Source organism: Solibacillus sp. iso_87 (assembly GCF_056173085.1).
Genome location: NZ_CM149656.1, coordinates 3,826,684 through 3,853,080, shown reverse-complemented (window position 1 = coordinate 3,853,080; position 26,397 = coordinate 3,826,684). Strand labels below are relative to the sequence as shown.

The 26,397-nt window shown below is 40.0% G+C and carries 23 protein-coding genes and 2 other annotated features; all 23 genes read left to right on the top strand.

The window, feature by feature from the left end:
- Positions 1-19 precede the first annotated feature (19 nt).
- The 23 genes from ispF (at position 20) to AC0VXV_RS19610 (ending at position 26,356) form a co-directional block, all read left to right on the top strand.
- Positions 20-496: a 2-C-methyl-D-erythritol 2,4-cyclodiphosphate synthase gene (ispF, locus tag AC0VXV_RS19720; protein ID WP_251690903.1), complete on the top strand. Its 477-nt coding sequence runs from the start codon at positions 20-22 to the stop codon at positions 494-496.
- 405 nt (positions 497-901) lie between these two features.
- Positions 902-2,362 carry a glutamate--tRNA ligase gene (gene gltX, locus AC0VXV_RS19715; protein ID WP_475529768.1) on the top strand — a complete coding sequence of 487 codons (1,461 nt, stop codon included), beginning with the start codon at positions 902-904 and terminating at the stop codon, positions 2,360-2,362.
- 101 nt (positions 2,363-2,463) lie between these two features.
- Positions 2,464-2,685 (top strand) — a binding site (T-box leader).
- A 92-nt stretch (positions 2,686-2,777) separates the two neighbouring features.
- The gene (gene cysS, locus AC0VXV_RS19710) at positions 2,778-4,181 is read left to right on the top strand and encodes a cysteine--tRNA ligase (RefSeq protein ID WP_087617868.1); all 1,404 of its coding nucleotides are present in this window, start codon (positions 2,778-2,780) and stop codon (positions 4,179-4,181) included.
- Entirely contained in the window at positions 4,182-4,595 is a 414-nt protein-coding gene (locus AC0VXV_RS19705; protein ID WP_475529767.1) for a Mini-ribonuclease 3, read from the top strand. It abuts the gene before it with no gap.
- Positions 4,596-4,597: 2 nt separating this feature from the next.
- A complete protein-coding gene (gene rlmB / locus AC0VXV_RS19700; protein ID WP_475529766.1) occupies positions 4,598-5,461 on the top strand; it encodes a 23S rRNA (guanosine(2251)-2'-O)-methyltransferase RlmB in 864 nt (287 codons plus the stop codon).
- 4 nt (positions 5,462-5,465) lie between these two features.
- Positions 5,466-5,978: an NYN domain-containing protein gene (locus AC0VXV_RS19695; protein WP_475529765.1), complete on the top strand. Its 513-nt coding sequence runs from the start codon at positions 5,466-5,468 to the stop codon at positions 5,976-5,978.
- Positions 5,979-6,072: 94 nt separating this feature from the next.
- Entirely contained in the window at positions 6,073-6,696 is a 624-nt protein-coding gene (gene sigH, locus AC0VXV_RS19690; RefSeq protein ID WP_475529764.1) for an RNA polymerase sporulation sigma factor SigH, read from the top strand.
- A 77-nt stretch (positions 6,697-6,773) separates the two neighbouring features.
- Positions 6,774-6,920, top strand: coding sequence for a 50S ribosomal protein L33 (gene rpmG / locus AC0VXV_RS19685; RefSeq protein ID WP_079523505.1), 147 nt, complete (start codon positions 6,774-6,776; stop codon positions 6,918-6,920).
- 41 nt (positions 6,921-6,961) lie between these two features.
- A complete protein-coding gene (gene secE, locus AC0VXV_RS19680) occupies positions 6,962-7,147 on the top strand; it encodes a preprotein translocase subunit SecE (RefSeq protein ID WP_008407002.1) in 186 nt (61 codons plus the stop codon).
- Positions 7,148-7,327: 180 nt separating this feature from the next.
- The gene (nusG, locus tag AC0VXV_RS19675; protein WP_079523503.1) at positions 7,328-7,867 is read left to right on the top strand and encodes a transcription termination/antitermination protein NusG; all 540 of its coding nucleotides are present in this window, start codon (positions 7,328-7,330) and stop codon (positions 7,865-7,867) included.
- Between the two features lie 180 nt (positions 7,868-8,047).
- Positions 8,048-8,473: a 50S ribosomal protein L11 gene (rplK, locus tag AC0VXV_RS19670; RefSeq protein ID WP_008406998.1), complete on the top strand. Its 426-nt coding sequence runs from the start codon at positions 8,048-8,050 to the stop codon at positions 8,471-8,473.
- A gap of 132 nt (positions 8,474-8,605) precedes the next feature.
- Positions 8,606-9,304 carry a 50S ribosomal protein L1 gene (rplA, locus tag AC0VXV_RS19665; RefSeq protein WP_475529763.1) on the top strand — a complete coding sequence of 233 codons (699 nt, stop codon included), beginning with the start codon at positions 8,606-8,608 and terminating at the stop codon, positions 9,302-9,304.
- Between the two features lie 73 nt (positions 9,305-9,377).
- Positions 9,378-9,524, top strand: a sequence feature (ribosomal protein L10 leader region).
- Between the two features lie 32 nt (positions 9,525-9,556).
- Positions 9,557-10,057 (top strand): 50S ribosomal protein L10, encoded by a 501-nt coding sequence (rplJ, locus tag AC0VXV_RS19660; protein ID WP_008406995.1) that lies wholly within the window; start codon positions 9,557-9,559, stop codon positions 10,055-10,057.
- 72 nt (positions 10,058-10,129) lie between these two features.
- Positions 10,130-10,492: a 50S ribosomal protein L7/L12 gene (gene rplL / locus AC0VXV_RS19655; RefSeq protein ID WP_079523499.1), complete on the top strand. Its 363-nt coding sequence runs from the start codon at positions 10,130-10,132 to the stop codon at positions 10,490-10,492.
- 190 nt (positions 10,493-10,682) lie between these two features.
- Positions 10,683-11,285: a class I SAM-dependent methyltransferase gene (locus tag AC0VXV_RS19650; RefSeq protein ID WP_475529762.1), complete on the top strand. Its 603-nt coding sequence runs from the start codon at positions 10,683-10,685 to the stop codon at positions 11,283-11,285.
- Between the two features lie 243 nt (positions 11,286-11,528).
- A complete protein-coding gene (gene rpoB, locus AC0VXV_RS19645) occupies positions 11,529-15,083 on the top strand; it encodes a DNA-directed RNA polymerase subunit beta (RefSeq protein WP_475529761.1) in 3,555 nt (1,184 codons plus the stop codon).
- Between the two features lie 260 nt (positions 15,084-15,343).
- A complete protein-coding gene (rpoC, locus tag AC0VXV_RS19640; protein WP_285848953.1) occupies positions 15,344-19,024 on the top strand; it encodes a DNA-directed RNA polymerase subunit beta' in 3,681 nt (1,226 codons plus the stop codon).
- Positions 19,025-19,204: 180 nt separating this feature from the next.
- Positions 19,205-19,456, top strand: coding sequence for a ribosomal L7Ae/L30e/S12e/Gadd45 family protein (locus AC0VXV_RS19635; RefSeq protein WP_008406985.1), 252 nt, complete (start codon positions 19,205-19,207; stop codon positions 19,454-19,456).
- A 100-nt stretch (positions 19,457-19,556) separates the two neighbouring features.
- Positions 19,557-19,976: a 30S ribosomal protein S12 gene (gene rpsL / locus AC0VXV_RS19630; RefSeq protein WP_008406983.1), complete on the top strand. Its 420-nt coding sequence runs from the start codon at positions 19,557-19,559 to the stop codon at positions 19,974-19,976.
- 41 nt (positions 19,977-20,017) lie between these two features.
- A complete protein-coding gene (gene rpsG, locus AC0VXV_RS19625; protein WP_008406982.1) occupies positions 20,018-20,488 on the top strand; it encodes a 30S ribosomal protein S7 in 471 nt (156 codons plus the stop codon).
- A gap of 81 nt (positions 20,489-20,569) precedes the next feature.
- On the top strand, positions 20,570-22,648 hold the full coding sequence (fusA, locus tag AC0VXV_RS19620; protein ID WP_475529760.1) for an elongation factor G: 2,079 nt from the start codon (positions 20,570-20,572) through the stop codon (positions 22,646-22,648).
- A 140-nt stretch (positions 22,649-22,788) separates the two neighbouring features.
- Entirely contained in the window at positions 22,789-23,976 is a 1,188-nt protein-coding gene (tuf, locus tag AC0VXV_RS19615) for an elongation factor Tu (protein ID WP_079523494.1), read from the top strand.
- A gap of 202 nt (positions 23,977-24,178) precedes the next feature.
- Positions 24,179-26,356, top strand: a complete 2,178-nt coding sequence (locus AC0VXV_RS19610; protein ID WP_475529759.1) for a malate synthase G — start codon at positions 24,179-24,181, stop codon at positions 26,354-26,356.
- Positions 26,357-26,397 lie beyond the last annotated feature (41 nt).

Genomic DNA, 26,397 nt, shown 5'->3' with positions numbered 1-26,397 from the left:
TATGTAGGCTAGCAACGATATGTTTCGAATTGGACAAGGATTTGACGTTCACGAATTTGCAGAAGGACGTCCATTAATTTTAGGTGGGATTACAATTCCACATGAGCGCGGCTTAGTAGGTCATTCGGATGCCGATGTACTTTTACATACAGTGACAGACGCGGCATTAGGTGCAATTGGTGAAGGGGATATTGGCCGTCACTTCCCTGATACAGATCCGGAGTGGAAAGATGCCGATTCAGCGAAGTTACTTGAATACATTTGGAAGATGGTAGAAGAGCGCGGATATAAATTAGGAAATGTGGATTGTACGATTATGGCACAGCGCCCGAAAATGGCTCCATATATCTCACAAATGCAAAACCGTATAGCACAATTATTGAATGCGGAACCTTCACAAGTAAATGTAAAAGCGACAACAACAGAGAAGTTAGGTTTTGTTGGCCGTGAAGAGGGAATTGCAGCAATGGCAACGATTCTTTTAGTTAAAGCATAAAGTGAAACTTCAATCAGTGGGGGATCTTCATCCTCGCTGATTAGAAGGAACACAAGCTAAAACCGTCACATCCTGTGACAACGCTTGTGTGACCAACATCTTGTTGTACGAACCAATCGGGCTTTTACGGGTAGTTGATCTCCCGCCTATCCCTTTCCCTACGTAAGTCTGGAGGCGGGAGACTTACTACCCGTTAATGCGGGATAAAAATGAGGGCGTGTGTCAAAAATCGGCACACGCTACTTTAATTTAATAACTTACAGTGGTAGAATGGTTAAAGTTTAAAAGACATCTATTGTGCCGATATTGGACAATATAGTGTCCGTTTATATACATATAAAAGTAAACTTTTTTATATGCGAAAAAGGTCGAGCGTTTTAACGCTAAAATTAGGAGGCAATAATTATGACGAAAACAGTTCGCGTTCGTTATGCACCATCGCCAACAGGATTTTTACATATCGGTGGCGCACGTACAGCTTTATTCAACTATTTATATGCAAAACATCACAACGGTACTTTTGTAGTACGTATTGAAGATACAGATATTGAACGTAATGTAGAGGGCGGGGAAGCTTCTCAACTTGATAACTTACGCTGGTTAGGCATTATGCCGGATGAGTCAATAGATATCGGCGGCCCATATGCACCTTACCGTCAAATGGAGCGTCTTGATATTTATAAAGAGCATGCAGAAAAAATGCTGGAAAACGGACAAGCTTATAAATGTTTCTGTACTTCAGAAGAGCTTGAAGCATCACGCGAAAAACAAAAAGCACAAGGTGTTGCTGCACCTGCCTATGATGGTAAATGCCGTCATTTAACAGCTGAGGAAGTTGCTGAAAAAGAAGCTGCTGGTATCCCGCACACAATTCGTATGCGTGTTCCTGAAAATGTTACGTATCAGTTCACTGACTTAGTTCGCGGTGAAGTATCTTTCGAATCAAAAGATATCGGTGACTGGGTACTTGTAAAAGCAAACGGTATCCCAACTTACAATTATGCGGTAGTGCTGGATGACCACTTCATGGAAATTACACATGTATTCCGTGGGGAAGAGCATTTATCAAACACACCGAAACAAATGATGATCTTTGACGCATTCGGATGGGAATATCCGCAATATGGTCATATGACATTAATCGTAAATGAAGAGCGTAAAAAATTATCAAAACGTGATGAGTCAATCATTCAGTTCGTTACACAATACAAGGACCTAGGCTACTTACCGGAAGCGATGTTTAACTTCTTTGCATTACTTGGCTGGTCACCTGAGGGAGAAGAAGAAATCTTCTCACATGACGAATTTGTAAAGCTGTTTGATGAAAAGCGCTTGTCAAAATCACCATCAATGTTCGATAAAACAAAACTAACATGGATGAACAACCAATATATTAAAAAAATGTCTCATGAAGAGGTAGTTGCTTTAGCATTGCCACACTTGCAAAAAGCAGGCTTACTTCCAGAAGAGCTATCGGAAGAACAACATGCATGGGCTTCTGATTTAATCGCTCTTTACCATGAGCAAATGAGCTTCGGTGCAGAAATCGTAGAATTATCCAGCCTATTTTTCACAGAAGAAATTGCATATGATGAAGAAGCAAACGAAGTGTTAGCTGGTGAAACTGTGCCGGCTGTTATGGCTTCATTTAAAACACAATTAGAAGCATTAGAATCTTTTGATGCCGCTTCAATTAAAGCAGCTATTAAAGCTGTACAAAAAGAAACAGGTGTAAAAGGTAAAAATCTGTTTATGCCAATCCGTGTTGTGACAACTGGTCAAACACATGGTCCGGAATTGCCGAATGCCATCGCCTTAATCGGCAAGGAAAAAACAATTGCTCGTGTTGAAAAATTTGCCCAGTAATCCATTTTCGAAAATTTGGAACTAAATACCGAATTGTTTGAATGGATATAATGATTGATTTTTCTGAAAATAGATGTAAAATGAATGTAAATTCCATAAGTGATAGCACGTTGAGAAGGAGAAGTACGCTGCGCACCCCTTATTAGAGAGGATCACCACCGGCTGAAAGTGATCCAGGTTAAGGCAAAGCTGAAATGCACCTTTGAGTATTTAACTGAACTTGAAGTAGGTTAAATCGATTTGTCCACGTTACAGGACTTCAAGCGGAAAAAGTATTGATACTTTTTCAACCAGAGTGGAACCGCGCATCTAGCGTCTCTGTCACCTTCCGGAGGTGATGGAGGCGTTTTTTTAATTGAAATTACAAATTAACCCAATGAATTTTTAAAGAGTACAATGAAAAAGGAGAGGCAATATGACGATTCAAATTTTCAATTCGTTGACAAGACAAAAAGAACCATTTATTCCGTTGGAGGAAGGCAAAGTAAAAATGTATGTATGCGGACCAACTGTATACAATTACATTCATATTGGAAATTCCCGCCCGGTAATCGTCTATGATACGGTACGCCGCTATTTACAATATGCAGGGTATGAAGTGAAATTTGTTTCAAACTTTACTGATGTGGATGACAAAATTATTAAAGCAGCAAATGAATTAGGTGAAGAAACTTCTGTCTTAACAGATCGCTTTATCGCTGCTTACTTTGAAGATATTACGGCGCTTGGATGCCAAAAGGCGGATGCCCATCCACGTGTAACAGAGCATATGGATGATATTATCGAGTTCATAAAAGTGCTGATCGACAAAGGCTACGCATATGAATCCCAAGGCGATGTTTATTATCGTACGCGTAAATTCAATGGCTACGGTAAGTTAAGTCACCAATCTATCGATGATTTAAAAGTAGGAGCACGTATTGAAGCCGGCGAGAAAAAGGAAGACCCGTTGGATTTCGCATTATGGAAAGCGGCGAAAGCAGGCGAAATTAAGTGGGCATCACCATGGGGAGAAGGACGTCCAGGATGGCATATTGAGTGTTCTGTAATGGCACGTGAGCATTTAGGTGATACAATCGATATTCACGCAGGCGGACAGGATTTAACATTCCCTCACCATGAAAACGAAATTGCCCAATCTGAAGCGCATAATGATAAAACATTCGCGCGTTATTGGATGCATAACGGCTATATTAATATTGATAATGAAAAAATGTCAAAATCACTAGGCAACTTTATATTAGTGAATGATATCCGCCAGCAAATTGACCCGCAAGTGTTGCGTTTCTTTATGCTGTCTGTTCATTACCGTAATCCGATCAACTTCGCTCAGGATTTAGTGGAAGCAGCAAAAAATGGTTTAGACCGTATTCGTACATCTTATACGAATGTGGAGCACCGTCTCACATCTTCTGCAAGTTTAGGGGATAACAGTGAGCAATGGCTTGAAAAAATTGGTCAGATTAAAGTTGATTTCGAAAACGCGATGAATGATGACTTTAATACAGCAAATGCGGTTTCGGCGTTATTTGAACTTTCCCATATTGCCAATGTGTATTTAAACGAAGCAAATACGGATAAAGAAGTATTGCAGGCAATTTTAACGATGTTTGATACAATTGGAAATGTACTAGGTATTCATATAAAAGTAGAAGCTGGCTTACTCGATGAAGAAATTGAGGCATTAATCGAGGAACGTAATCAAGCCCGCAAAAACCGTGATTTCGCTCGTTCAGATGAAATCCGTGACCAACTGCTGGGCATGGATATTGTGCTTGAAGACACTCGTCAAGGTACACGCTGGAAACGAGGACAGTAAATGCAAAATTTAACACCACATGATGTCATACAGCTAAATGCACTGGCGCTCGCTTATATGGGCGACGCCGTGCTGGAACAAAGAATTCGGGAACATTTAATATTGTCGGGCCGTGCAAAGCCTAACACATTGCATAAAGAAGCAACGAAATACGTTTCGGCCAAGTCCCAGTCCCATATTGTGCATCGCATGATTGAAGAGAATTATTTAACAGAAGAAGAGCAAGCTGTTTTCCGTAGAGGACGCAATGCCAAATCAGGATCTGTTCCGAAAAATACAGATGTCCGCACATATCGAAATAGCTCTGGATTTGAGGCGGTTTTAGGCTTCTTATTCCTTAGCAAAGAACATCACCGCGCAAATGAAATAATCGATTACGCAATCGAAATTGTCGAACAGGCAAAAGGAGTGTAACTATGGCAGAGAAAAGACAGCAAAATCGTAAACCAAGAGATTTTAAAGAACGCGAAAAAAAAGCAGATACTTTTAAAACTCATGAGAAAAAGCAACAAGAAAAACCGCAATCTGCCCAGGAAGAATTATCAGGAGAAATGATTGCAGGGAAAAACCCGGTACTTGAGGCACTTCGCGCAGGCCGAGAAATCAATAAGTTATGGATTGCTGAAGGCGTTAAGAAAACAGGTGTACAGGAGTTAATGGACTTAGCGAAAGAACAAGGTGTCCTCGTACAGTTTGTACCAAAACAAAAAGTCGACAAGCTTGCAGAAAATCATCAGGGAATTGTGGCATCAGTCGCGGCATATGACTATGCAGAATTGGATGATCTATTTAACGCAGCTAAGGCAAAAAACGAAGACCCGTTCTTTTTAATATTGGACGAGTTGGAAGATCCACATAACTTAGGGTCGATTATGCGTACAGCGGATGCGATCGGTGCACATGGTATCATTATTCCAAAACGTCGAGCAGTCGGTTTAACAGCAGTTGTTGCTAAAGCTTCAACAGGTGCTATCGAGCATGTACCTGTTGTCCGTGTAACCAATTTAGCCCAAACGGTGGATGAGCTAAAAGACCGCGGTGTATGGATTGCCGGAACAGACGCGAAAGGTTCTGCAGATTATCGTAAAATGGATGCAACATTACCGCTTGCATTAATTATTGGTAGTGAAGGTAAGGGAATGAGCCGTCTTTTAAAAGATAAATGTGACTTCTTATATCACTTGCCGATGGTCGGTCATGTAACATCATTGAATGCTTCCGTAGCAGCGGCATTACTTATGTATGAAGTGTACCGCAAACGACAAGAAGCTAACGGATGAGGTCATGCAGAACATATTGCTAGTAGACGGCTATAACATGATCGGTGCATGGAGTGAGCTTCGTCCGTTACGCGATCCTCACTTTGAAGATGCACGAGATCGGTTAATTGAACGAATGGCGGAGTATAAAGCGCATACAGGCTGGCGTGTTATCGTTGTATTTGATGCCCATCTTGTACCAGGCACTGAGCAATTGTATATTCAGCATGCTGTGGAAGTGCTTTATACACGTAAAAACGAAACAGCGGACGAGCGCATTGAAAAATTATCGAACGAACTAAAAGGACGAAAAATCCAAATACACGTCGCAACATCCGATATGACTGAACAAAACGTTGTATTTGGTCATGGTGCTTTAAGAAAATCGGCACGTGAGCTTGAAATTGAAATGCAAATTATTCAGTCTAAAATTTCATCCAAAGTAAAAGAATCGATCGACGAAAAACCGGCCTCAAGAATTAAGCTTTCAAAAGAAGTGGAACTACAGTTTGAAAAATGGAGAAGAGGGCTAAAGTAATTGATTGCCCGTAATTTCCAATTAAGTTATACTATTCCTAATTATTCTAGCGTAACTGAGGTGATTTTCATTGCTTAAAAGTGAGAAGTTACAAATGGTACTACGTTTTGAACATTTGACAGATGAAGAGCTTGTAGAACAAGTGCATCTTGGCAATACAGATGCGCTAGATTTTTTGATTACAAAATACCGATTGTTTGTTAAGGCGAAAGCGCGGTCGTATTTTTTAATTGGTGCGGACAAAGAAGATATTATCCAAGAAGGAATGATTGGCTTATATAAGGCGATTCGGGATTTTAAAGAGGACAAGCTGGCGTCATTCCGTGCATTTGCAGAACTTTGCATTACACGGCAAATTATTACGGCAATTAAAACAGCTACTAGACAAAAGCATATTCCACTAAATTCATATGTTTCTTTAGATAAGCCAATTTACGATGAAGAATCAGAACGTACGTTGATGGACATTATTACGAGTCCGATTTCGGACGACCCTGAGTATTTGATGATCAATCGTGAAGATTATCTTTATTTGGAAGAGAAGATGGGCGAAGTGTTAAGCGAACTCGAACAGCAAGTATTGGTTCGTTATTTGGAAGGACAATCCTATAATGAAATTTCTGAAGAATTGGACCGCCATGTAAAATCCATCGATAATGCATTACAGCGGGTGAAGCGCAAATTGGAGCGTCATATTGAACTAAAAGAAATGACTTAAACACCAAGAGCCTTTATTGACAGTGGGAAATTTAGGTGTTAGTCTTTAAAGGACAAACTGCCGAAAAGGTGATAAACATGGCAAAGAAAGTCGTTTTAAGTTGTGAAAAATGCGGTTCAAGAAACTACAATGTCCCGAAAAAAGAAGGGGCAACGGAGCGTTTAGAACTGAAGAAATTTTGCTCTCATTGCAATGAGCATACAATGCATAAACAAACGTTATAAATGAAACATAGATTAATTCGTTGTTCGGAGGTTAGGCAAAGATGAGTAAAGTAACAAACTTTCTACAAGAAGTCGGCTCGGAAATGCGCAAAACAAGTTGGCCGAAAAGTAAAGAGTTAACGAAGTATACGGTAGTAGTTGTTTCAACGGTTATCGTGATGGCGTTATTCTTTACAGCAATAGATTTAGGAATCTCAGAATTATTCCGTTGGTTCTTGTCTCTGTAAGCAATATCATGTTAATATTTCGAAATAGCCCGTCCATGCCATATAACGGGTTTTTTCATTTGTTAAAAAATGCTGACAGCTTAATTTAAAGAAATAGATTATTGAAGTTTTGTGAACAGGGAAATATATACCCTAACACACTTAATGTAAAGGAGGGACGGACGATTTAGTCCTACCTATATGGAGAAAAATTGGTATGTAGTTCATACGTATTCTGGTTATGAGAACCGAGTAAAAGCAAATCTTGAAAAACGCGTGGAAACGATGGGTATGCAAGATAAAATTTTCCGTGTAATCGTAGCTGAGCATGAAGAAATCGATGTAAAAGAAGACGGTAAGAAAAAAGCAGTAATGCGTAAAATCTTCCCTGGTTACGTTTTAGTAGAATTGATTATGACAGATGATGCTTGGTATGTCGTTCGTAATACACCTGGTGTTACAGGATTTATCGGTTCTTCAGGCGGCGGTGTCAAACCGACTCCATTATTACCTGAAGAAGCGGAACGTCTGCTTGCACAAATGGGTATGAATGAAACTTTATTAGGTGAAGTTGAAATTACTGTTGGTGAAGTTGTAGAAGTTCTTGAAGGACCATTTGCACATTTCCAAGGCCGCGTAGAAGAAGTAGATGTCGACAAAGCAAAATTAAAAGTGCTTGTTGATATGTTCGGTCGCGAAACGGTAATGGAGCTAGACTTTAACCAAGTTCAAAAAATATAGAATTATTTACACTTGATTAAGTAATTTAAAAGTGTTATCATTTCAAAGGTCAGACTGTCCAAGTATTGGACGTATGATTATAATTAGTTTTAATGTTATCGGCAAGTTAGCTGACGAACAGATATTTGAGTGGGAGGGGCAACCCAGTTACCACATCACGGACTTAAGGAGGTGTGTCTCGTGGCTAAAAAAGTTATTAAAGTTGTAAAACTTCAAATCCCTGCTGGTAAAGCAAACCCAGCGCCACCGGTTGGTCCTGCATTAGGTCAAGCAGGTGTAAACATTATGGGATTCTGTAAAGAATTTAACGCTCGTACTGCTGATCAAGCTGGTCTTATCATTCCAGTTGAAATTTCAGTATTTGAAGACCGTTCATTCACTTTTATTACGAAAACTCCGCCAGCTGCAGTATTACTTAAAGTAGCTGCTGGTATCCAATCTGGATCTGGTGAACCAAATCGTAAAAAAGTTGCAACGGTTAAACGTGATAAAGTTCGCGAAATCGCTGAACAAAAAATGCCAGACCTTAACGCTGCTTCAGTTGAAGCTGCTATGTTAATGGTTGAAGGTACTGCGCGAAGCATGGGTATTACGATCGAAGACTAATCCCATCTTCAACACTTGATGATGTTTTTGTTTTTGGAAGGTTGCTGCACTCGGATACTTGTTTGATGAGTGCGCAACCTTTATTCGTGGGAGGTCAAATCCGTTACAACCACAATCAAGGAGGAAATTATAATGGCTAAAAAAGGTAAAAAACTGCAAGAAGCAGCTAAATTAATCGACCGCGCAACTTTGTACTCTGTTGAAGAAGCAGTAGCATTAGCGCAAAAAACAAGCACTGTAAACTTTGATGCAACTGTAGAAGTAGCATTCAAATTAGGTATCGATACTCGTAAAAACGACCAACAAATCCGTGGTGCGGTAGTATTACCACACGGTACTGGTAAAACTCAACGCGTATTAGTTTTCGCTAAAGGCGAAAAACTTAAAGAAGCAGAAGCTGCTGGCGCAGACTATGTAGGCGATGCAGAATACATCCAAAAAATCCAACAAGGTTGGTTTGATTTCGATGTAATCGTTGCAACTCCTGACATGATGGGTGAAGTTGGTAAATTAGGTCGTGTATTAGGTCCTAAAGGTTTAATGCCAAACCCTAAAACAGGTACAGTTACATTTGACGTAACAAAAGCAATCGAAGAAATCAAAGCTGGTAAAGTAGAATACCGTGCTGAAAAAGCTGGTATCATCCACGCACCAATCGGTAAAGTTTCTTTCGATACAGAAAAATTAGTAGAAAACTTCTTAGCTGTATTTGAAGTAGTTCAAAAAGCTAAGCCAGCTGCAGCAAAAGGTACTTACATGAAGTCTGTAAACGTTACAACTACAATGGGTCCTGCTGTAAAAGTTGACGCTGCTAACGTAACAATTAAGTAATTTCCGATTTTTTTAAATCGTAAAATAAAATTTGTTGACAACGCGCCTCTTACTTGGTAAGATGAGTGCTGTTGTGAATCATCCATTTGTACCGTAGACAGTAGGGGTGCCATATGCACTTAATGATCCTACCGAGGACATAGGAGTTCGGATTCTTTTTAAGATGATGTACTTTCAGCCTCTATGTCTATTATTGATATAGAGGCTTTTCTTTGTCGGTATAAATGACTCATTCTAATAGGAGGTGTCATCATGAGCAAAGCAATCGAAACTAAAAAAGTTCAAGTTCAAGAAATCGCTGATAAATTCTCTGCTGCTGGTTCTATCGTAGTAGTAGACTACCGTGGTTTAACTGTAGCGCAAGTTACTGAATTACGTAAGCAATTACGTGAAGCAGGTGTTGAGTTCAAAGTTTACAAAAACACTTTAACTCGCCGTGCTGCTGAAGCTGCTGGTTTAGAAGGAATCAATGAATTCTTAACTGGTCCTAACGCTATCGCATTCTCTAACGAGGACGTAGTAGCTCCTGCTAAAATTATTAACGAGTTCGCTAAGAAAAACGAAGCGTTAGAAATTAAAGCTGGTATCATCGAAGGTACTGTGGCATCAGTTGAAGACGTTAAAGCTCTTGCAGAACTTCCATCTCGCGAAGGTCTATTATCAATGCTTTTATCAGTACTTCAAGCTCCAGTGCGCAACTTCGCACTTGCAACAAAAGCTGTTGCAGAACAAAAAGAAGAGCAAGGCGCTTAATAGTAGCCTCATAACTTCAAAAATCAGGCAAACTGCCTAAAACTAATAAACATTCCATAGGAGGAAATTAAAATGAACAATGAGCAAATCTTAGAAGCTATCAAAGCTATGACAGTTCTAGAATTAAACGATTTAGTAAAAGCAATCGAAGAAGAATTCGGTGTAACAGCTGCTGCTCCAGTAGCAGTAGTTGCTGGTGGTGCTGCAGGCGCTGCTGAAGAAAAAACTGAGTTTGACGTAGTATTAGCTTCTGCTGGTGGAGAAAAAATCAAAGTAATCAAAGTGGTTCGTGAAATCACTGGTTTAGGCTTAAAAGAAGCTAAAGAAGTTGTTGATAACGCTCCTAAAGCTCTTAAAGAAGGCGTTTCTAAAGACGAAGCTGAAGCTATCAAAGCTAAACTTGAAGAAGTTGGCGCTTCAGTAGAAGTTAAATAATTTTAGTTTAACTTTAATTGCTAGGCTATGAGCTTAGTTTAATAAGGAAAGCTCGTCACATTTTTGCGGCGGGCTTTTCTTTATTTAACTTTTGTGGATATGAAAATATTGATTTTTTATAGTAATCCACATGAAAAGACATCATTTTGCACAAAGCGCAAAATGTATTTTTTCTAAGGAGGCGTGTTGCATGTCTGAACATTATTATTCAAATAAGCCTCAAACTGAAAGTAAACCACGCCAATGGAAATTTACTTTATTAGGCAATACATTTACGTTTGAAACGGATACGGGTGTATTCAGTAAAAGCGAAGTAGATTTTGGTTCCCGTGTACTAATCGATGTGTTTGAAATGCCTAAAACTGATGGTGTTTTGCTTGATGTAGGTTGTGGCTATGGACCGATCGGATTATCGATTGCAAAAAACAACCCTGATCGTGAAGTATACATGATGGATATTAATTCACGAGCAGTTAGTTTGTCTCAAAAGAATGCCCAGCTTAACGGGGTTCAAAATGTACGTATTTTTGAAAGTGATGGATTAGCCGCTGTTGAACCTGGAACGAAGGTAGCCGCAGTATTAACAAACCCTCCAATTCGTGCTGGTAAAGAAACGATCTTCAAGTTTTATGACGGTGCATATGAATTGTTAGAGGAAAATGGTGAGCTGTGGATTGTCATTCAGAAGAAGCAAGGCGCTCCATCAACTATGAGTCATTTAGAAGGAATGTTTTCAGAGGTAGATGTCGTTGAGAAGAAAAAAGGATATTGGATTATTCGTGCAAAAAAATAAGTAAGGTTAGTTTCCAATATTGACTTGACAAATCGAGTATGATAACATAATAAAATGCAAAATTATTATTTTGAGGTAGTATGCCCTTTTGCATTAAATATTCAAAGTTACGGGTATACTGCTAAGAATAAGTTAAGTTTAACCGAAAATGAGGTTTAAAAAAAGTCTCGTTTTCTTTTTGTCTTTCGAAATCATACACCATTTGTATGTATTTGCAAAGACCTATTATCGCTTTATTGAGGGGTGAATGAGTTGACAGGTCAACTAGTTCAGTACGGACAACACCGCCAGCGTAGAAGCTTTGCGCGTATTAGTGAGGTGCTGGAACTTCCGAATCTAATCGAAATCCAAACAGCATCTTATGAGTGGTTCCTTGAAGAAGGGTTGCGCGAGATGTTCCACGACATTTCTCCAATCGAAGATTTTACAGGTAATCTTTCATTAGAATTCGTCGACTATACTTTAGGAGATCCTAAGTATGATGTGGATGAGTGTAAAGAGCGTGACGTTACTTATGCTGCACCATTACGTGTAAAAGTACGTTTGCACAACAAAGAAACAAACGAAGTGAAAGAGCAAGACGTCTTCATGGGTGATTTCCCATTAATGACAGAAACAGGTACGTTTATTATTAACGGTGCTGAGCGTGTTATCGTTTCACAGTTAGTTCGTTCTCCAAGTGTATACTTCCACGAAAAAACGGATAAAAACGGTAAAAAAGGCTTTGGTGCAACGGTTATTCCAAACCGTGGTGCATGGCTTGAATATGAAACAGATGCTAAAGACGTTGTATATGTACGTATCGATCGTACACGTAAATTACCGGTAACAGTACTTTTACGTGCATTAGGTTTTGGCTCGGATCAAGAAATTTTAGATATCATTGGCGACAATGAATATTTACGTAATACGTTAGAAAAAGATAATACGGAAGGTACTGAAAAGGCCCTTCTTGAAATCTATGAACGATTACGTCCAGGTGAACCACCAACAGTTGAATCTGCGAAGAACTTATTATATTCTCGCTTCTTTGACGCAAAACGCTATGATTTAGCGAATGTTGGTCGTTACAAAATGAACAAAAAGCTTCACATCAAAAATCGTTTATTCAACCAAACGATTGCAGAAACTTTAGTGGATCCTGACACAGGAGAAATTATCGTAGAAGCAGGTACATTATTAGACCGCCGTAATTTGGATAAGTTAATTCCTTATTTAGAAAGTGGTGTCGGATTCCGTACATTAAACCAAGTTGGTGGTGTATTGGAAGATGATATTACAATTCAGTCGGTTAAAATCTTTGCACCAAATGATGAAGCACAAAAAGAAATTAATGTTATTTCAAACGCCTATGTAGATGAAGAAGTGAAAAATATTACACCAGCCGACGTATTGGCTTCTGTATCATACTTCTTCAACTTATTATATGACGTTGGTAACACAGATGATATTGACCATTTAGGTAACCGTCGTTTACGTTCTGTTGGTGAATTACTGCAAAACCAATTCCGTATCGGTTTATCTCGTATGGAGCGTGTAGTACGTGAGCGTATGTCAATTAATGACACAGCTGCAATCGTACCGCAGCAATTAATCAATATCCGTCCTGTTATCGCTTCAATTAAAGAGTTCTTCGGTAGCTCTCAATTGTCTCAGTTCATGGACCAAACAAACCCGTTAGCAGAGTTAACGCATAAGCGTCGTCTATCTGCATTAGGGCCTGGTGGTTTAACACGTGAGCGTGCTGGTATGGAAGTACGTGACGTTCACTACTCTCACTATGGTCGTATGTGTCCGATCGAGACTCCTGAGGGACCGAACATCGGTCTTATCAACTCATTATCTTCATTCGCAAAAGTTAATAAGTTTGGCTTCATTGAAACTCCTTACCGCCGTGTTGATCCAGAAACAGGTGCTGTAACGAGTGATATCCATTACTTAACTGCTGACGAAGAGGATAACTATGTAGTTGCACAAGCGAACTCAATCTTAAATGAAGACGGTACTTTCGCGAATGAAGAAGTTGTTGGACGTTTCCGTGGTGACAACACTGTATTCTCTAAAGACCGCATCGACTACATGGATGTATCTCCTAAACAAGTAGTATCTGCTGCGACAGCTTGTATTCCGTTCTTAGAAAACGACGACTCAAACCGTGCGTTAATGGGAGCGAACATGCAACGTCAAGCTGTTCCATTACTATATCCAAACGCACCATTCGTTGGTACGGGTATGGAGCACGTAGATGCACGTGATTCTGGTGCTGCTGTAGTAGCGAAATTCGATGGTATTGTTGAACATGTAGAAGCACGTTCAATCCACGTACGTCGTATTGAAGTAGTAGATGGTAAAGAAGTAAAAGGCGATTTAACAAAATATAAATTACAAAAATTCATTCGTTCTAACCAAGGTACTTCTTATAACCAACGTCCAATCGTAAAAGTTGGCGACCGTGTAAAACCTCGTGATATTTTAGCTGATGGTCCATCTATGGAAAAAGGCGAATTAGCACTTGGTCAAAACGTACTTGTTGCGTTCATGACATGGGACGGCTTCAACTACGAGGATGCTGTAATTATGAGCGAACGCCTTGTTAAGGACGATGTATATACTTCTGTTCATATTGAAGAATATGAATCAGAGTCTCGTGATACTAAGCTTGGACCTGAAGAAATCACACGTGATATTCCGAACGTGGGTGAAGATGCACTTCGTAACTTGGACGACCGCGGAATTATCCGTATCGGTGCAGAAGTTCGCGATGGTGACATTTTAGTAGGTAAAGTTACGCCTAAAGGAGTTACAGAGTTAACTGCGGAAGAGCGTTTATTACATGCTATCTTCGGTGAAAAAGCTCGTGAAGTACGTGATACTTCTCTACGTGTACCACACGGAGCTGGCGGTATCATTTTAGATGTTAAAGTATTCAACCGTGAAGACGGCGATGAATTACCACCAGGTGTAAACCAATTGGTTCGTGCTTATATTGTTCAAAAACGTAAAATCCGCGTTGGTGACAAAATGGCCGGACGTCACGGTAACAAAGGTGTAATTTCACGTATCTTACCGGAAGAGGATATGCCGTTCATGCCGGACGGAACACCAGTAGATATCATGCTTAACCCACTAGGGGTACCTTCTCGTATGAACATCGGACAAGTGCTTGAGCTACACTTAGGTATGGCTTCTCGTTACTTAGGCATTCATATGGCGTCACCAGTATTCGATGGTGCCAACGAAGCCGATGTTTGGGAAACGATGGAAGAAGCTGGTATGAACCGTGACGGTAAAACAATTCTTTATGATGGACGTTCAGGTGAGCCATTCGATAGCCGCGTTTCTGTTGGTGTCATGTACATGATCAAACTAGCGCACATGGTTGACGACAAACTTCATGCACGTTCAACTGGACCTTACTCATTAGTAACGCAACAGCCGCTTGGTGGTAAAGCACAATTCGGTGGTCAGCGCTTCGGTGAGATGGAGGTTTGGGCACTTGAAGCATACGGTGCTGCTTACACGTTACAAGAGATTTTAACTGTAAAATCGGATGACGTTGTAGGTCGTGTGAAAACATACGAAGCAATCGTAAAAGGTGAAAGTGTTCCAGAACCAGGTGTTCCAGAATCATTTAAAGTATTAATTAAAGAACTTCAATCATTAGGTATGGATGTGAAGATGCTTACAATCAATGACGAGGAAGTGGAATTACGCGACCTTGACGATGAAGATGAAGTAGCTGCACCAGTCGAAAGATCCAATGATAAAGAAGAAGACCCAGTAGAATCATTTGAATAACTTCAATTGAATCGGGCAGGTATATGCCCTGCCCGGTTTTTCTATTTTCATTCTTAGGATGAAAATAGGCTCTGGCAGATGTCGCAGATTTTATAAAGGAAACTTTATGAGTAAACTCATAAAAATCTGGACGCAATTATGCCAAGGCATAATTGAATAATTTTAGATACAAGTTTCATTATGGCCTAATATGAAATTTTGTAAGTGTAGAGCTACATTAAAAGTCATTTACGACTTATAACTAAAGGGAGGTAGGCTCCTTGATCGATGTTAATGAATTTGAATATATGAAAATTGGTTTAGCTTCACCTGACAAGATCCGTTCTTGGTCATACGGAGAAGTAAAAAAACCAGAAACAATTAACTACCGTACATTAAAACCAGAAAAAGATGGTCTATTCTGTGAACGTATCTTTGGACCAACAAAAGACTGGGAATGTCACTGTGGTAAATATAAGCGTGTACGTTATAAAGGTGTCGTTTGTGACCGTTGTGGCGTAGAAGTAACGCGTTCGAAAGTTCGCCGTGAACGTCAAGGACATATCGAACTAGCAGCACCTGTATCACATATTTGGTACTTCAAAGGTATTCCAAGCCGTATGGGTCTTATTTTAGATATGTCTCCACGTGCATTGGAAGAAGTAATTTACTTTGCTTCATATGTAGTAGTCGACCCAGGTCAAACGTCTTTAGGCTATAAAGACTTACTTTCTGAAAAAGAATACCGTGCATACCGTGAAAAGTATGGCAACGAATTCGAAGCAGCAATGGGTGCTGAAGCGATTAAACGTCTTTTAGAGAAAATTGACTTAGAAGATGAAACACAAGTTTTAAAAGAAGAGTTAAAATCTGCACAAGGCCAACGCCGTACACGTGCAATTAAACGTTTAGAAGTAGTAGAATCATTCCGTAACTCAGGCAACAAACCAGAGTGGATGATTTTAGATGTACTACCGGTAATTCCGCCAGAGCTTCGTCCGATGGTGCAATTAGATGGTGGACGTTTTGCTACATCTGACTTAAATGACCTTTACCGTCGTGTTATTAACCGTAACAACCGTTTAAAACGTTTACTTGACCTTGGTGCACCAAGCATCATCGTTCAAAACGAAAAACGTATGTTACAAGAAGCGGTTGACGCATTAATCGATAATGGTCGTCGCGGTCGTCCTGTAACAGGTCCTGGTAACCGTCCTTTAAAATCACTTTCACATATGCTGAAAGGGAAACAAGGTCGTTTCCGTCAAAACTTACTAGGTAAACGTGTAGACTACTCTGGTCGTTCGGTTATCGTAGTAGGTCCTAACTTGAAAATGTACCAATGTGGTCTTCCAAAAGAAATGGCAATCGAACTATTCAAACCTTTCGTAATGAAAGAGTTAGTAGAACGTGGCCTTGCCCATAACATTAAGAGTGCAAAACGTAAAATTGAGCGTTTACACAACGAAGTTTGGGATGTATTAGAAGATGTAATTCGTGAGCATCCGGTATTACTTAACCGTGCACCGACATTACACCGTCTTGGTATCCAAGCATTCGAGCCTACACTAGTAGAAGGCCGTGCAATCCGTCTTCACCCATTAGTATGTACAGCTTATAACGCTGACTTCGATGGTGACCAAATGGCGGTTCACGTTCCATTATCAGCTGAAGCACAAGCAGAAGCTCGCTTACTTATGTTAGCAGCACAAAACATCCTTAACCCGAAAGACGGGAAACCGGTAGTAACTCCATCTCAGGATATGGTATTAGGTAACTATTACCTAACACTTGAGCGTGAAGGTGCTCGTGGTGAAGGAGCAATATTTAATGATTCAAACGAAGTGTTAATCGCCTACCAAAACGGTCATGTACATTTACACTCTCGTATTGCGATTAAAGCAAGCTCATTAAATAATCCGACATTTACAGAAGAACAAAATAAAATGTTCTTATTATCGACTGTAGGTAAAGTAATCTTCAATGAAATTTTACCACGCTCATTCCCTTATATTAATGAGCCTACTTCAGTCAACTTAGAGCAAAAAACACCTGAAAAATACTTCGTGAACTTAACAATTGACGAAGAGTTACTGAAAGAAATCGAAGCAACAGAAGGCTATGCTGATTTATCTGAGTCAGAAAAAGTTGAAGCACAACGCCGCGCTATTTTAGCGAAGCACTTCACAAATATGCCTGTAGTAGATCCTTTCCGTAAAAAATTCTTAGGAAATGTTATTGCTGAAGTATTTAAAGAGTTCCACATTACAGAAACTTCTAAGATGCTTGACCGCATGAAAAACTTAGGTTTCAAATATTCTACTCGTGCAGGTATTACGGTAGGTGTATCTGACATCGTCGTATTACCGGATAAAGGTGTAATCTTAGATGAAGCCCAAAGCAAAGTAGATAAAGTAATGATCCAGTTCCGCCGCGGTTTAATTACTGAGGAAGAGCGTTATAACCGAGTTATTAACGTATGGACAGCTGCGAAAGATGAAATTCAAGGCAAGCTGATGAAATCTTTACAAAAAACTAACCCGATCTTCATGATGTCTGACTCTGGTGCCCGTGGTAACGCGTCGAACTTTACACAGTTAGCTGGTATGCGTGGTCTGATGGCCAACCCGGCTGGTCGTATTATCGAGTTACCAATCAAGTCTTCATTCCGTGAAGGTTTAACAGTATTAGAGTACTTCATCTCTACACATGGTGCGCGTAAAGGTCTTGCCGATACAGCACTAAAAACTGCCGACTCAGGTTACTTAACTCGTCGTTTAGTAGACGTAGCACAAGATGTTATCGTTCGTGAAGACGACTGTGGTACTGACCGTGGTTTATTAATCGGTTCATTAATGGAAGGAAACGAATTGATCGAAGCGTTAGACGAACGTATTGTTGGTCGTTACGTGAAGAAAACAGTTCGCCATCCAGAAACAGGAGCGGTTATCGTAGAGCGTGATGGTTTAATTACACAAGATATTGCTCGCGTTATCGAAGATGCAAATATCGAAGAAATTACAATCCGTTCTGCATTTACATGTAATACAAAACACGGCGTATGTAAAAAATGTTACGGTATGAACTTAGCTACTGGTGAAGAGGTAGAAGTTGGTGAAGCAGTTGGTATTATTGCTGCACAATCTATCGGTGAGCCAGGTACACAGTTAACGATGCGTACATTCCATACAGGTGGGGTAGCCGGTAACGATATTACACAAGGTCTTCCACGTATCCAGGAAATTTTCGAGGCTCGTAACCCTAAAGGTCAAGCAGTCATTTCTGAAATTACTGGTACAGTAATCGAAATCGAAGAAATTCGTGAAGGTCTTAAAGAAGTAACGATTCAAGGTGATGTGGAAACACGTAAATACCAAGCACCTTACAATGCGCGTCTAAAAGTAGCAGAAGGCGACACAATTGTAGCGGGTCAAACATTGTCTGAAGGTTCTATCGATCCGAAGCAATTATTAAAAGTTAAAGATGTATCGACAGTTCAAGAATATTTATTAAAAGAAGTACAGAAAGTATACCGTATGCAAGGGGTAGAAATCGGGGACAAACACATCGAAGTAATGGTTCGCCAAATGCTTCGTAAAGTGCGCGTGATTGAAGCAGGTGACACAGAGCTATTACCAGGGTCACTTCTTGATATCCACCAATTCTCTGAAGCAAATGCTGAAGCCGTACTTAGCGGAAAAACTCCAGCAACTTGCCGTCCTGTCATCTTAGGTATTACAAAAGCTTCTCTTGAAACAGAATCATTCTTATCAGCTGCATCATTCCAGGAAACAACACGTGTGTTAACGGATGCTGCAATTAAAGGTAAACGTGATGAGCTTCTAGGTCTGAAGGAAAACGTAATTATCGGTAAACTAGTTCCGGCTGGTACTGGTATGCAACGTTACCGTCAAATCCGCATGGAGCAAGAAGAATCAGCAGAAGTAATTACAGCTGAATAGCAGTATATAATGAAGAGATCCCGACAGAGACCATTCTCTGTCGGGAGATTTTCTTTGAAATTTCCTTGGATTAAATATTAACCAACATACTTTCATAAGAAATCTGTTGACAGTGTAAGTTTGGAATGATAATATATTGAAGGTTGATAGTTAACTGTCTGTACTTAGGAGGATATGAAAATGTCTTACGATCAAGTAAAACAGGCCAGTAAAACAATCATAGGTATAAAGCAAGCAGTGAAAGCAATGTATGCTGGACAAGTAACAGCTCTTTTTGTCGCAATCGATGCAGACAAATGGGTAACCGATCCGGCCATTCTTCTCGCGAAAGAAATCGGTGTACCAGTCAATTACGTCGATTCAAAGAAAGAACTTGGTAAAGCTTGCGGCATTCATGTTGGAGCTGCAGTTGTTGCGATTACTGCGATGTAGTTTTTGTGTAAAGTACACAAAGACTTTGTTTTTACCCAAAAAATGAACCACCTGGATGTGTGGTATTGAAACAAGGAAAAAATGAAGGGAGGACAAATCGATGCCTACAATTAACCAATTAGTACGTAAGCCTCGTCAATCTAAAAGCACGAAATCAAAATCTCCAGCGTTAAACAAAGGATATAACTCATTTAAAAAATCTTTAACTGACGTTAAGTCTCCTCAAAAACGCGGAGTTTGTACTCGTGTAGGTACAATGACACCACGTAAACCGAACTCGGCTTTACGTAAATACGCTCGTGTACGCTTAACTAACCAACTTGAGGTTACTGCGTATATCCCAGGTGAAGGTCACAACTTACAAGAGCACAGTGTAGTTCTTATCCGTGGCGGACGCGTAAAAGACTTAGCTGGAGTACGTTACCACATCGTTCGTGGTGCACTTGATACAGCTGGTGTTAACGGTCGTTTACAATCTCGTTCTAAATACGGTACTAAACGCCCTAAAGAAAAAAAATAATTTAAGTTTAAATATACAACGATTTGAAAGGAGGAAAACACATGCCTCGTAAAGGTCCTGTTTCCAAACGTGACGTGTTACCAGATCCACTTTATAATTCAAAGTTAGTAACTCGTTTAATCAACAAAATGATGATTGATGGTAAAAGAGGTACTTCTCAAAAGATTTTATACGGAGCTTTCGAATTAGTTCAAGAGCGTTCGGGTCAAAATGCTTTAGAAGTATTTGAAGCTGCATTAAACAACGTAATGCCTGTACTAGAAGTACGTGCTCGTCGTGTTGGTGGTTCTAACTACCAAGTACCAGTAGAAGTTCGTCCAGAACGTCGTACAACTTTAGGTTTACGTTATTTAGTAAACTACGCTCGTCTTCGTGGAGAAAAAACGATGGAAGAGCGCTTAGCTAACGAAATCTTAGATGCATCTAACAACACAGGTGCTTCAGTTAAGAAACGTGAAGATATGCACAAAATGGCAGAAGCGAACAAAGCATTCGCTCACTACCGTTGGTAATTTGATCTTTGCTCTAGCATTGCTAGGGCTAAGATTTTTACCATCTATACAGTTAACCCAATATGGAAGGAGAAATTTCCTATGAAACGCGAATTCTCTCTAGAGAATACACGTAATATTGGGATCATGGCTCACATTGATGCTGGTAAAACAACAACTACTGAGCGTATCCTTTATTACACTGGTAAGATTCACAAAATCGGTGAAACACATGATGGCGGTTCTCAAATGGACTGGATGGAGCAAGAGCAAGAGCGTGGTATCACAATCACTTCTGCTGCTACAACAGCTCAATGGAATGGTCACCGTATCAACATCATCGATACTCCAGGACACGTAGACTTCACTGTTGAAGTTGAACGTTCTTTACGCGTACTTGATGGTGCTGTAACAGTATTAGATGCTCAATCAGGTGTTGAGCCTCAAACTGAAACAGTATGGCGTCAAGCTACAACATACGGAGTTCCTCGTATCGTATTCATTAACAAAATGGATAAAATGGGTGCAGACTTCCTATATTCTGTAGGTACATTACATGAGCGTTTACAAGCTAATGCTCACGCAATCCAATTACCAATCGGTGCTGAAGACGAGTTCCGCGGAATTATCGATTTAATCGAAATGAACGCAACTTTCTACGGTAACGATGAAGGTACAGATGTAACTGTAGGAGAAATCCCTGCAGAATTCATGGATCAAGCTGAAGAGTACCGTGAGAAATTAATCGACGCTGTTGCAAGTGTTGATGAAGAACTTATGGAGAAATACTTAGAAGGCGAAGAAATTACTAAAGAAGAATTAAAAGCAGCAATCCGTAAAGCTACTATCGCGGTAGAATTCTACCCAGTACTTTGTGGTACAGCATTCAAACACAAAGGTGTTCGTAAAATGCTAGATGCAGCTGTTGATTACCTTCCAGCTCCAACTGACGTTCCTGCAATTAAAGGTACGGACGTTGATGGCGACGAAGAAATCATCCGCCATTCTTCTGATGATGAGCCATTCTCAGCTCTTGCATTCAAAGTAATGACAGACCCATTCGTAGGTAAGTTAACATTCTTCCGTGTGTACTCAGGTACATTGGATTCAGGTTCTTACGTACAAAACTCTTCTAAAGGTAAACGTGAGCGTGTAGGTCGTATCCTACAAATGCACGCTAACTCTCGTGAAGAGATTTCAAAAGTATTCGCTGGTGACATCGCTGCAGCTGTAGGTCTTAAAGATACTACAACAGGTGATACTCTATGTGACGAGAAAAACCTTGTTATCTTAGAGTCAATGGAATTCCCAGAGCCAGTAATTTCTCTTTCTGTAGAACCAAAATCTAAAGCTGACCAAGATAAAATGGGTCAAGCTTTACAAAAACTACAAGAAGAAGATCCAACATTCCGTGCGCATACTGACACTGAAACAGGTCAAACAATCATCTCTGGTATGGGTGAACTTCACCTTGATATCTTAGTTGACCGTATGAAACGTGAATTTAAAGTTGAAGCTAACGTGGGTGCTCCAATGGTATCTTACCGTGAAACATTCCGTAGCGAAGCTAAAGTTCAAGGTAAATTCTCTCGTCAATCTGGTGGTCGCGGTCAATACGGTGACGTAACGATCGAGTTCTCTCCAAACGAAGAGGGTAAAGGTTTCGAATTCGAAAACGCTATCGTTGGTGGTGTTGTACCTCGTGAATACATCCCTGCAGTAGAAGCGGGTCTACGTGACTCTCTTGACCGCGGTGTTGTTGCTGGTTACCCACTAATCGACATTAAAGCGAAATTAGTATTCGGTTCTTACCATGACGTTGACTCAAGTGAAATGGCGTTCAAAATCGCTGCATCTATGGCATTAAAAGAAGCAGCTAAAAAATGTAACCCAGTTATCTTAGAGCCAATGATGAAAGTAGAAGTTGTAATTCCAGAAGAGTACCTTGGTGATATTATGGGTAACATTACTGCTCGTCGCGGTCGCGTAGAGGGTATGGAAGCTCGTGGTAACTCTCAAGTAGTACGTTCTATGGTTCCACTATCTGAAATGTTCGGATATGCGACAACTTTACGTTCTGCAACTCAAGGTCGCGGTGTATTCTCTATGACATTTGATCACTATGAAGAAGTACCAAAATCAATTGCAGAAGATATCATCAAAAAAAATAAAGGTGAATAATTGAAATTTCACCTTGCATCAAGTATAAATAATTTGTAAGCTATGATTGACTGACTATAGATGGGGCCCGTTTATAGTCGGCATCTTAGAATAAATAAATTCAAAAAAAATAAAACATATCTCTGAGGAGGCATTTTCTAATGGCTAAAGAAAAATTTGACCGTTCAAAAACGCATGCTAACGTTGGTACAATCGGACACGTTGACCATGGTAAAACAACTTTAACTGCTGCTATCGCAACAGTTCTTTCTAAAAAAATGGGTGGTGCAGCTAAATCTTACGCTGACATCGACAACGCTCCAGAAGAAAAAGAGCGCGGTATCACAATCAATACTTCTCACGTAGAGTATGAAACTGCAACTCGTCACTATGCACACGTTGACTGCCCAGGTCACGCTGACTATGTTAAAAACATGATCACTGGTGCTGCACAAATGGACGGCGGTATCTTAGTAGTATCTGCTGCTGACGGCCCAATGCCACAAACTCGTGAGCACATCTTACTTTCTAAACAAGTAGGTGTTCCTTACTTAGTAGTATTCATGAACAAATGTGATATGGTTGACGACGAAGAATTATTAGAGTTAGTAGAAATGGAAATCCGTGACTTACTATCTGAATATGACTTCCCAGGCGACGATGTTCCAGTAATCAAAGGTTCTGCATTAAAAGCTTTAGAAGGCGAAGCAGAATGGGAAGAAAAAATCGTTGAATTAATGGACGCTGTAGATTCTTACATCCCAACTCCAGAACGTCAAACTGACAAACCATTCATGATGCCAGTAGAGGACGTATTCTCTATCACTGGTCGTGGTACAGTAGCAACTGGCCGTGTTGAACGTGGTCAAGTTAAAGTTGGTGACGTTGTAGAAGTTATCGGTATCGAAGAAGAAGCTAAAACTACAACTGTAACTGGTGTAGAAATGTTCCGTAAATTATTAGATTACGCTGAAGCTGGTGACAACATCGGTGCTTTATTACGTGGTATCGCTCGTGAAGATATCCAACGTGGTCAAGTATTAGCTAAACCAGGTTCAATCACTCCACACACTAACTTCAAAGCTGAAGTTTATGTATTATCAAAAGAAGAGGGTGGACGTCACACTCCATTCTTCTCTAACTACCGTCCTCAGTTCTACTTCCGTACAACTGACGTAACTGGTATCTGCATGTTACCAGAAGGCGTAGAAATGGTTATGCCTGGCGACAACATCGAAATGACTGTTGAATTAATCGCTCCAATCGCTTTAGAAGAAGGTACTAAATTCTCTATCCGTGAGGGTGGCCGTACTGTAGGCGCTGGCGTAGTAGCATCTATCCAAAAATAATTTTAGCTAATTGCTAATTTTTTAAAAACACCTTGCAGGGACGCTTGCAAGGTGTTTTTTTGTATCCTTTATAGCGTAAAAGCATAATGTTTATTCAATATATGTATTTCATTTATATAACATGACTCTTGTATAATGAAATGTAAGAACAGGGGATTCTAATTATTTATTAGAAATGTTCATTTAAAAGGGGGACTTAATAGTGACAAATTACGTGCAAGTGGGGAACTTACAAGTAGCGGAAGTATTATTTCAGTTTATTAATGAACAAGTATTACCGAATAGCGGTGTAGAGCAAACGGCATTTTGGGACGGCTTTGATCAGCTAGTTCATGAGCTGGCACCTGAAAATAAGGCATTGCTTGCTAAGCGAGATTCACTGCAGGCACAAATTAATGATTGGCACAAAGGGAATAAGGGGAATTTCCAATTTGCCGATTATAAAGCATTTTTAGAGGAAATCGGTTATGTAGAACCAAAAGTAGAGGAGTTCCAAGTGGAAACTGAAAACGTTGATGCAGAAATTGCATATCAGGCAGGTCCGCAATTAGTTGTACCTGTAAGCAATGCACGTTATGCGATTAATGCTGCAAATGCACGTTGGGGAAGTTTCTATGATGCACTTTATGGTACAGATGCCATCAGTCATGAAGATGGTGCTGAAGCAGGCAAGGGTTATAACCCGATCCGTGGTAACAAAGTAATCGATTATGCTAAAAAGTTTTTAGATGAAGCTGCTCCTTTAACAGCAGCCTCACATAAAGAAGCGACAACTTATAAAATCGCAGAATGCCAATTAGTAGTGTCACTTGCAACTGGTGAAACAACGACATTGACGGAACCTGAAAAGTTAGTGGGCTATCAAGGAACAGCAGAACAGCCGACTGCGATTTTACTCAAAAATAATGATTTACACATTGAAATTCAAATCGACCGCAATCATCCAATCGGAAAAGATGATGCAGCTGGTGTTAAAGATATATATTTAGAGTCGGCAATTACAACAATTATGGATTGCGAGGACTCGGTAGCGGCAGTAGATGCGGAAGATAAAGTAGAAGTGTATGCGAACTGGTTAGGGCTAATGAAAGGCGACTTGACGGCAACTTTTGAAAAAGGCTCAAAAACGGTAACACGTACATTAAATCCTGACCGTGTATATACGGGAGTTAATGGTGATGAGGTAACATTAAACGGCCGTTCTTTAATGTTTATCCGCAATGTAGGTCACTTGATGACAAATCCGGCTATTTTAGATAAAGATGGTAGCGAAGTGCCAGAAGGAATAATGGATGGCGTCGTAACGAGCTTAATAGCAAAGCATGAAGTAATCGGTAATGGCCAGTATAAAAACTCGCAAAAAGGTTCTATTTATATTGTAAAACCGAAAATGCACGGCTCAAAGGAAGTTGCGTTTGCTAATAAACTATTTGAACGTGTAGAAGATTTAATCGGGTTGGAACGGCTCACGTTAAAGATCGGTGTTATGGATGAAGAGCGCCGTACATCACTTAACTTAAAAGCATGTATTCGTGAAGTGAAAAACCGTATCGTATTTATTAACACTGGATTCCTGGATCGTACAGGTGATGAAATCCATACATCGATGGAAGCCGGACCAATGATTCGCAAAGGCGAAATGAAAACATCAACATGGCTAACTTCTTATGAAAAATCCAATGTCGTTGTTGGCTTAAATACTGGCTTGCAAGGCCGTGCACAAATCGGTAAAGGTATGTGGGCAATGCCTGACTTGATGGCGGATATGATTGAACAAAAAATCAATCATCCGAAAGCAGGAGCGAACACTGCCTGGGTACCATCGCCGACAGCAGCAACTTTACATGCCACACATTACCATGAAGTAAATGTAAAAGAGGTTCAAAAAGGTATTGTGACATCGGAAGATTTACAGGATGCGATTTTGGAAATCCCGGTTGCTGAAAATACAGACTGGTCACCGGAAGAAATTCAACATGAGCTTGATAATAATGTACAGGGAATTCTAGGCTATGTTGTTCGCTGGGTAGAGCATGGTGTTGGCTGTTCGAAAGTGCCGGATATTAATGATATCGGCTTAATGGAAGACCGCGCAACGTTGCGTATTTCAAGTCAGCATGTAGCAAACTGGCTGCATCACGGTATTTGTACAAAAGAACAAGTAGAGGAATCGTTGAACCGTATGGCAAAAGTTGTAGATGAGCAAAATGCCCATGATCCGGAATACTCGCCAATGTCAGCAAACTACGAGGAATCTGTAGCTTTCCAAGCGGCAAGCGAATTGATATTTAAAGGTTATGATCAGCCTAATGGCTATACAGAGCCAATTTTACACAAAAAGCGTATTGAAGCTAAAGCAAAACAAAAAGTAAACGCATAAGATTTTCTAAGTTGCTACTATTTCTTTTGAAATAGTAGTTT

What these genes read in the sequence shown, in the direction of transcription:
- rplL (WP_079523499.1), top strand. Translation starts at nt 10,130, where the DNA reads ATGAACAATGAGCAAATCTTAGAAGCTATCAAAGCTATGACAGTTCTA.
- AC0VXV_RS19705 (WP_475529767.1), top strand. Translation starts at nt 4,182, where the DNA reads ATGCAAAATTTAACACCACATGATGTCATACAGCTAAATGCACTGGCG.
- AC0VXV_RS19635 (WP_008406985.1), top strand. Translation starts at nt 19,205, where the DNA reads ATGTCTTACGATCAAGTAAAACAGGCCAGTAAAACAATCATAGGTATA.
- rpsG (WP_008406982.1), top strand. Translation starts at nt 20,018, where the DNA reads ATGCCTCGTAAAGGTCCTGTTTCCAAACGTGACGTGTTACCAGATCCA.
- ispF (WP_251690903.1), top strand. Translation starts at nt 20, where the DNA reads ATGTTTCGAATTGGACAAGGATTTGACGTTCACGAATTTGCAGAAGGA.
- cysS (WP_087617868.1), top strand. Translation starts at nt 2,778, where the DNA reads ATGACGATTCAAATTTTCAATTCGTTGACAAGACAAAAAGAACCATTT.
- rlmB (WP_475529766.1), top strand. Translation starts at nt 4,598, where the DNA reads ATGGCAGAGAAAAGACAGCAAAATCGTAAACCAAGAGATTTTAAAGAA.
- AC0VXV_RS19650 (WP_475529762.1), top strand. Translation starts at nt 10,683, where the DNA reads ATGTCTGAACATTATTATTCAAATAAGCCTCAAACTGAAAGTAAACCA.
- secE (WP_008407002.1), top strand. Translation starts at nt 6,962, where the DNA reads ATGAGTAAAGTAACAAACTTTCTACAAGAAGTCGGCTCGGAAATGCGC.
- rplJ (WP_008406995.1), top strand. Translation starts at nt 9,557, where the DNA reads ATGAGCAAAGCAATCGAAACTAAAAAAGTTCAAGTTCAAGAAATCGCT.
- rpmG (WP_079523505.1), top strand. Translation starts at nt 6,774, where the DNA reads ATGGCAAAGAAAGTCGTTTTAAGTTGTGAAAAATGCGGTTCAAGAAAC.
- nusG (WP_079523503.1), top strand. Translation starts at nt 7,328, where the DNA reads ATGGAGAAAAATTGGTATGTAGTTCATACGTATTCTGGTTATGAGAAC.
- AC0VXV_RS19695 (WP_475529765.1), top strand. Translation starts at nt 5,466, where the DNA reads ATGCAGAACATATTGCTAGTAGACGGCTATAACATGATCGGTGCATGG.
- rpsL (WP_008406983.1), top strand. Translation starts at nt 19,557, where the DNA reads ATGCCTACAATTAACCAATTAGTACGTAAGCCTCGTCAATCTAAAAGC.
- fusA (WP_475529760.1), top strand. Translation starts at nt 20,570, where the DNA reads ATGAAACGCGAATTCTCTCTAGAGAATACACGTAATATTGGGATCATG.
- gltX (WP_475529768.1), top strand. Translation starts at nt 902, where the DNA reads ATGACGAAAACAGTTCGCGTTCGTTATGCACCATCGCCAACAGGATTT.
- tuf (WP_079523494.1), top strand. Translation starts at nt 22,789, where the DNA reads ATGGCTAAAGAAAAATTTGACCGTTCAAAAACGCATGCTAACGTTGGT.
- sigH (WP_475529764.1), top strand. Translation starts at nt 6,073, where the DNA reads ATGGTACTACGTTTTGAACATTTGACAGATGAAGAGCTTGTAGAACAA.
- rplA (WP_475529763.1), top strand. Translation starts at nt 8,606, where the DNA reads ATGGCTAAAAAAGGTAAAAAACTGCAAGAAGCAGCTAAATTAATCGAC.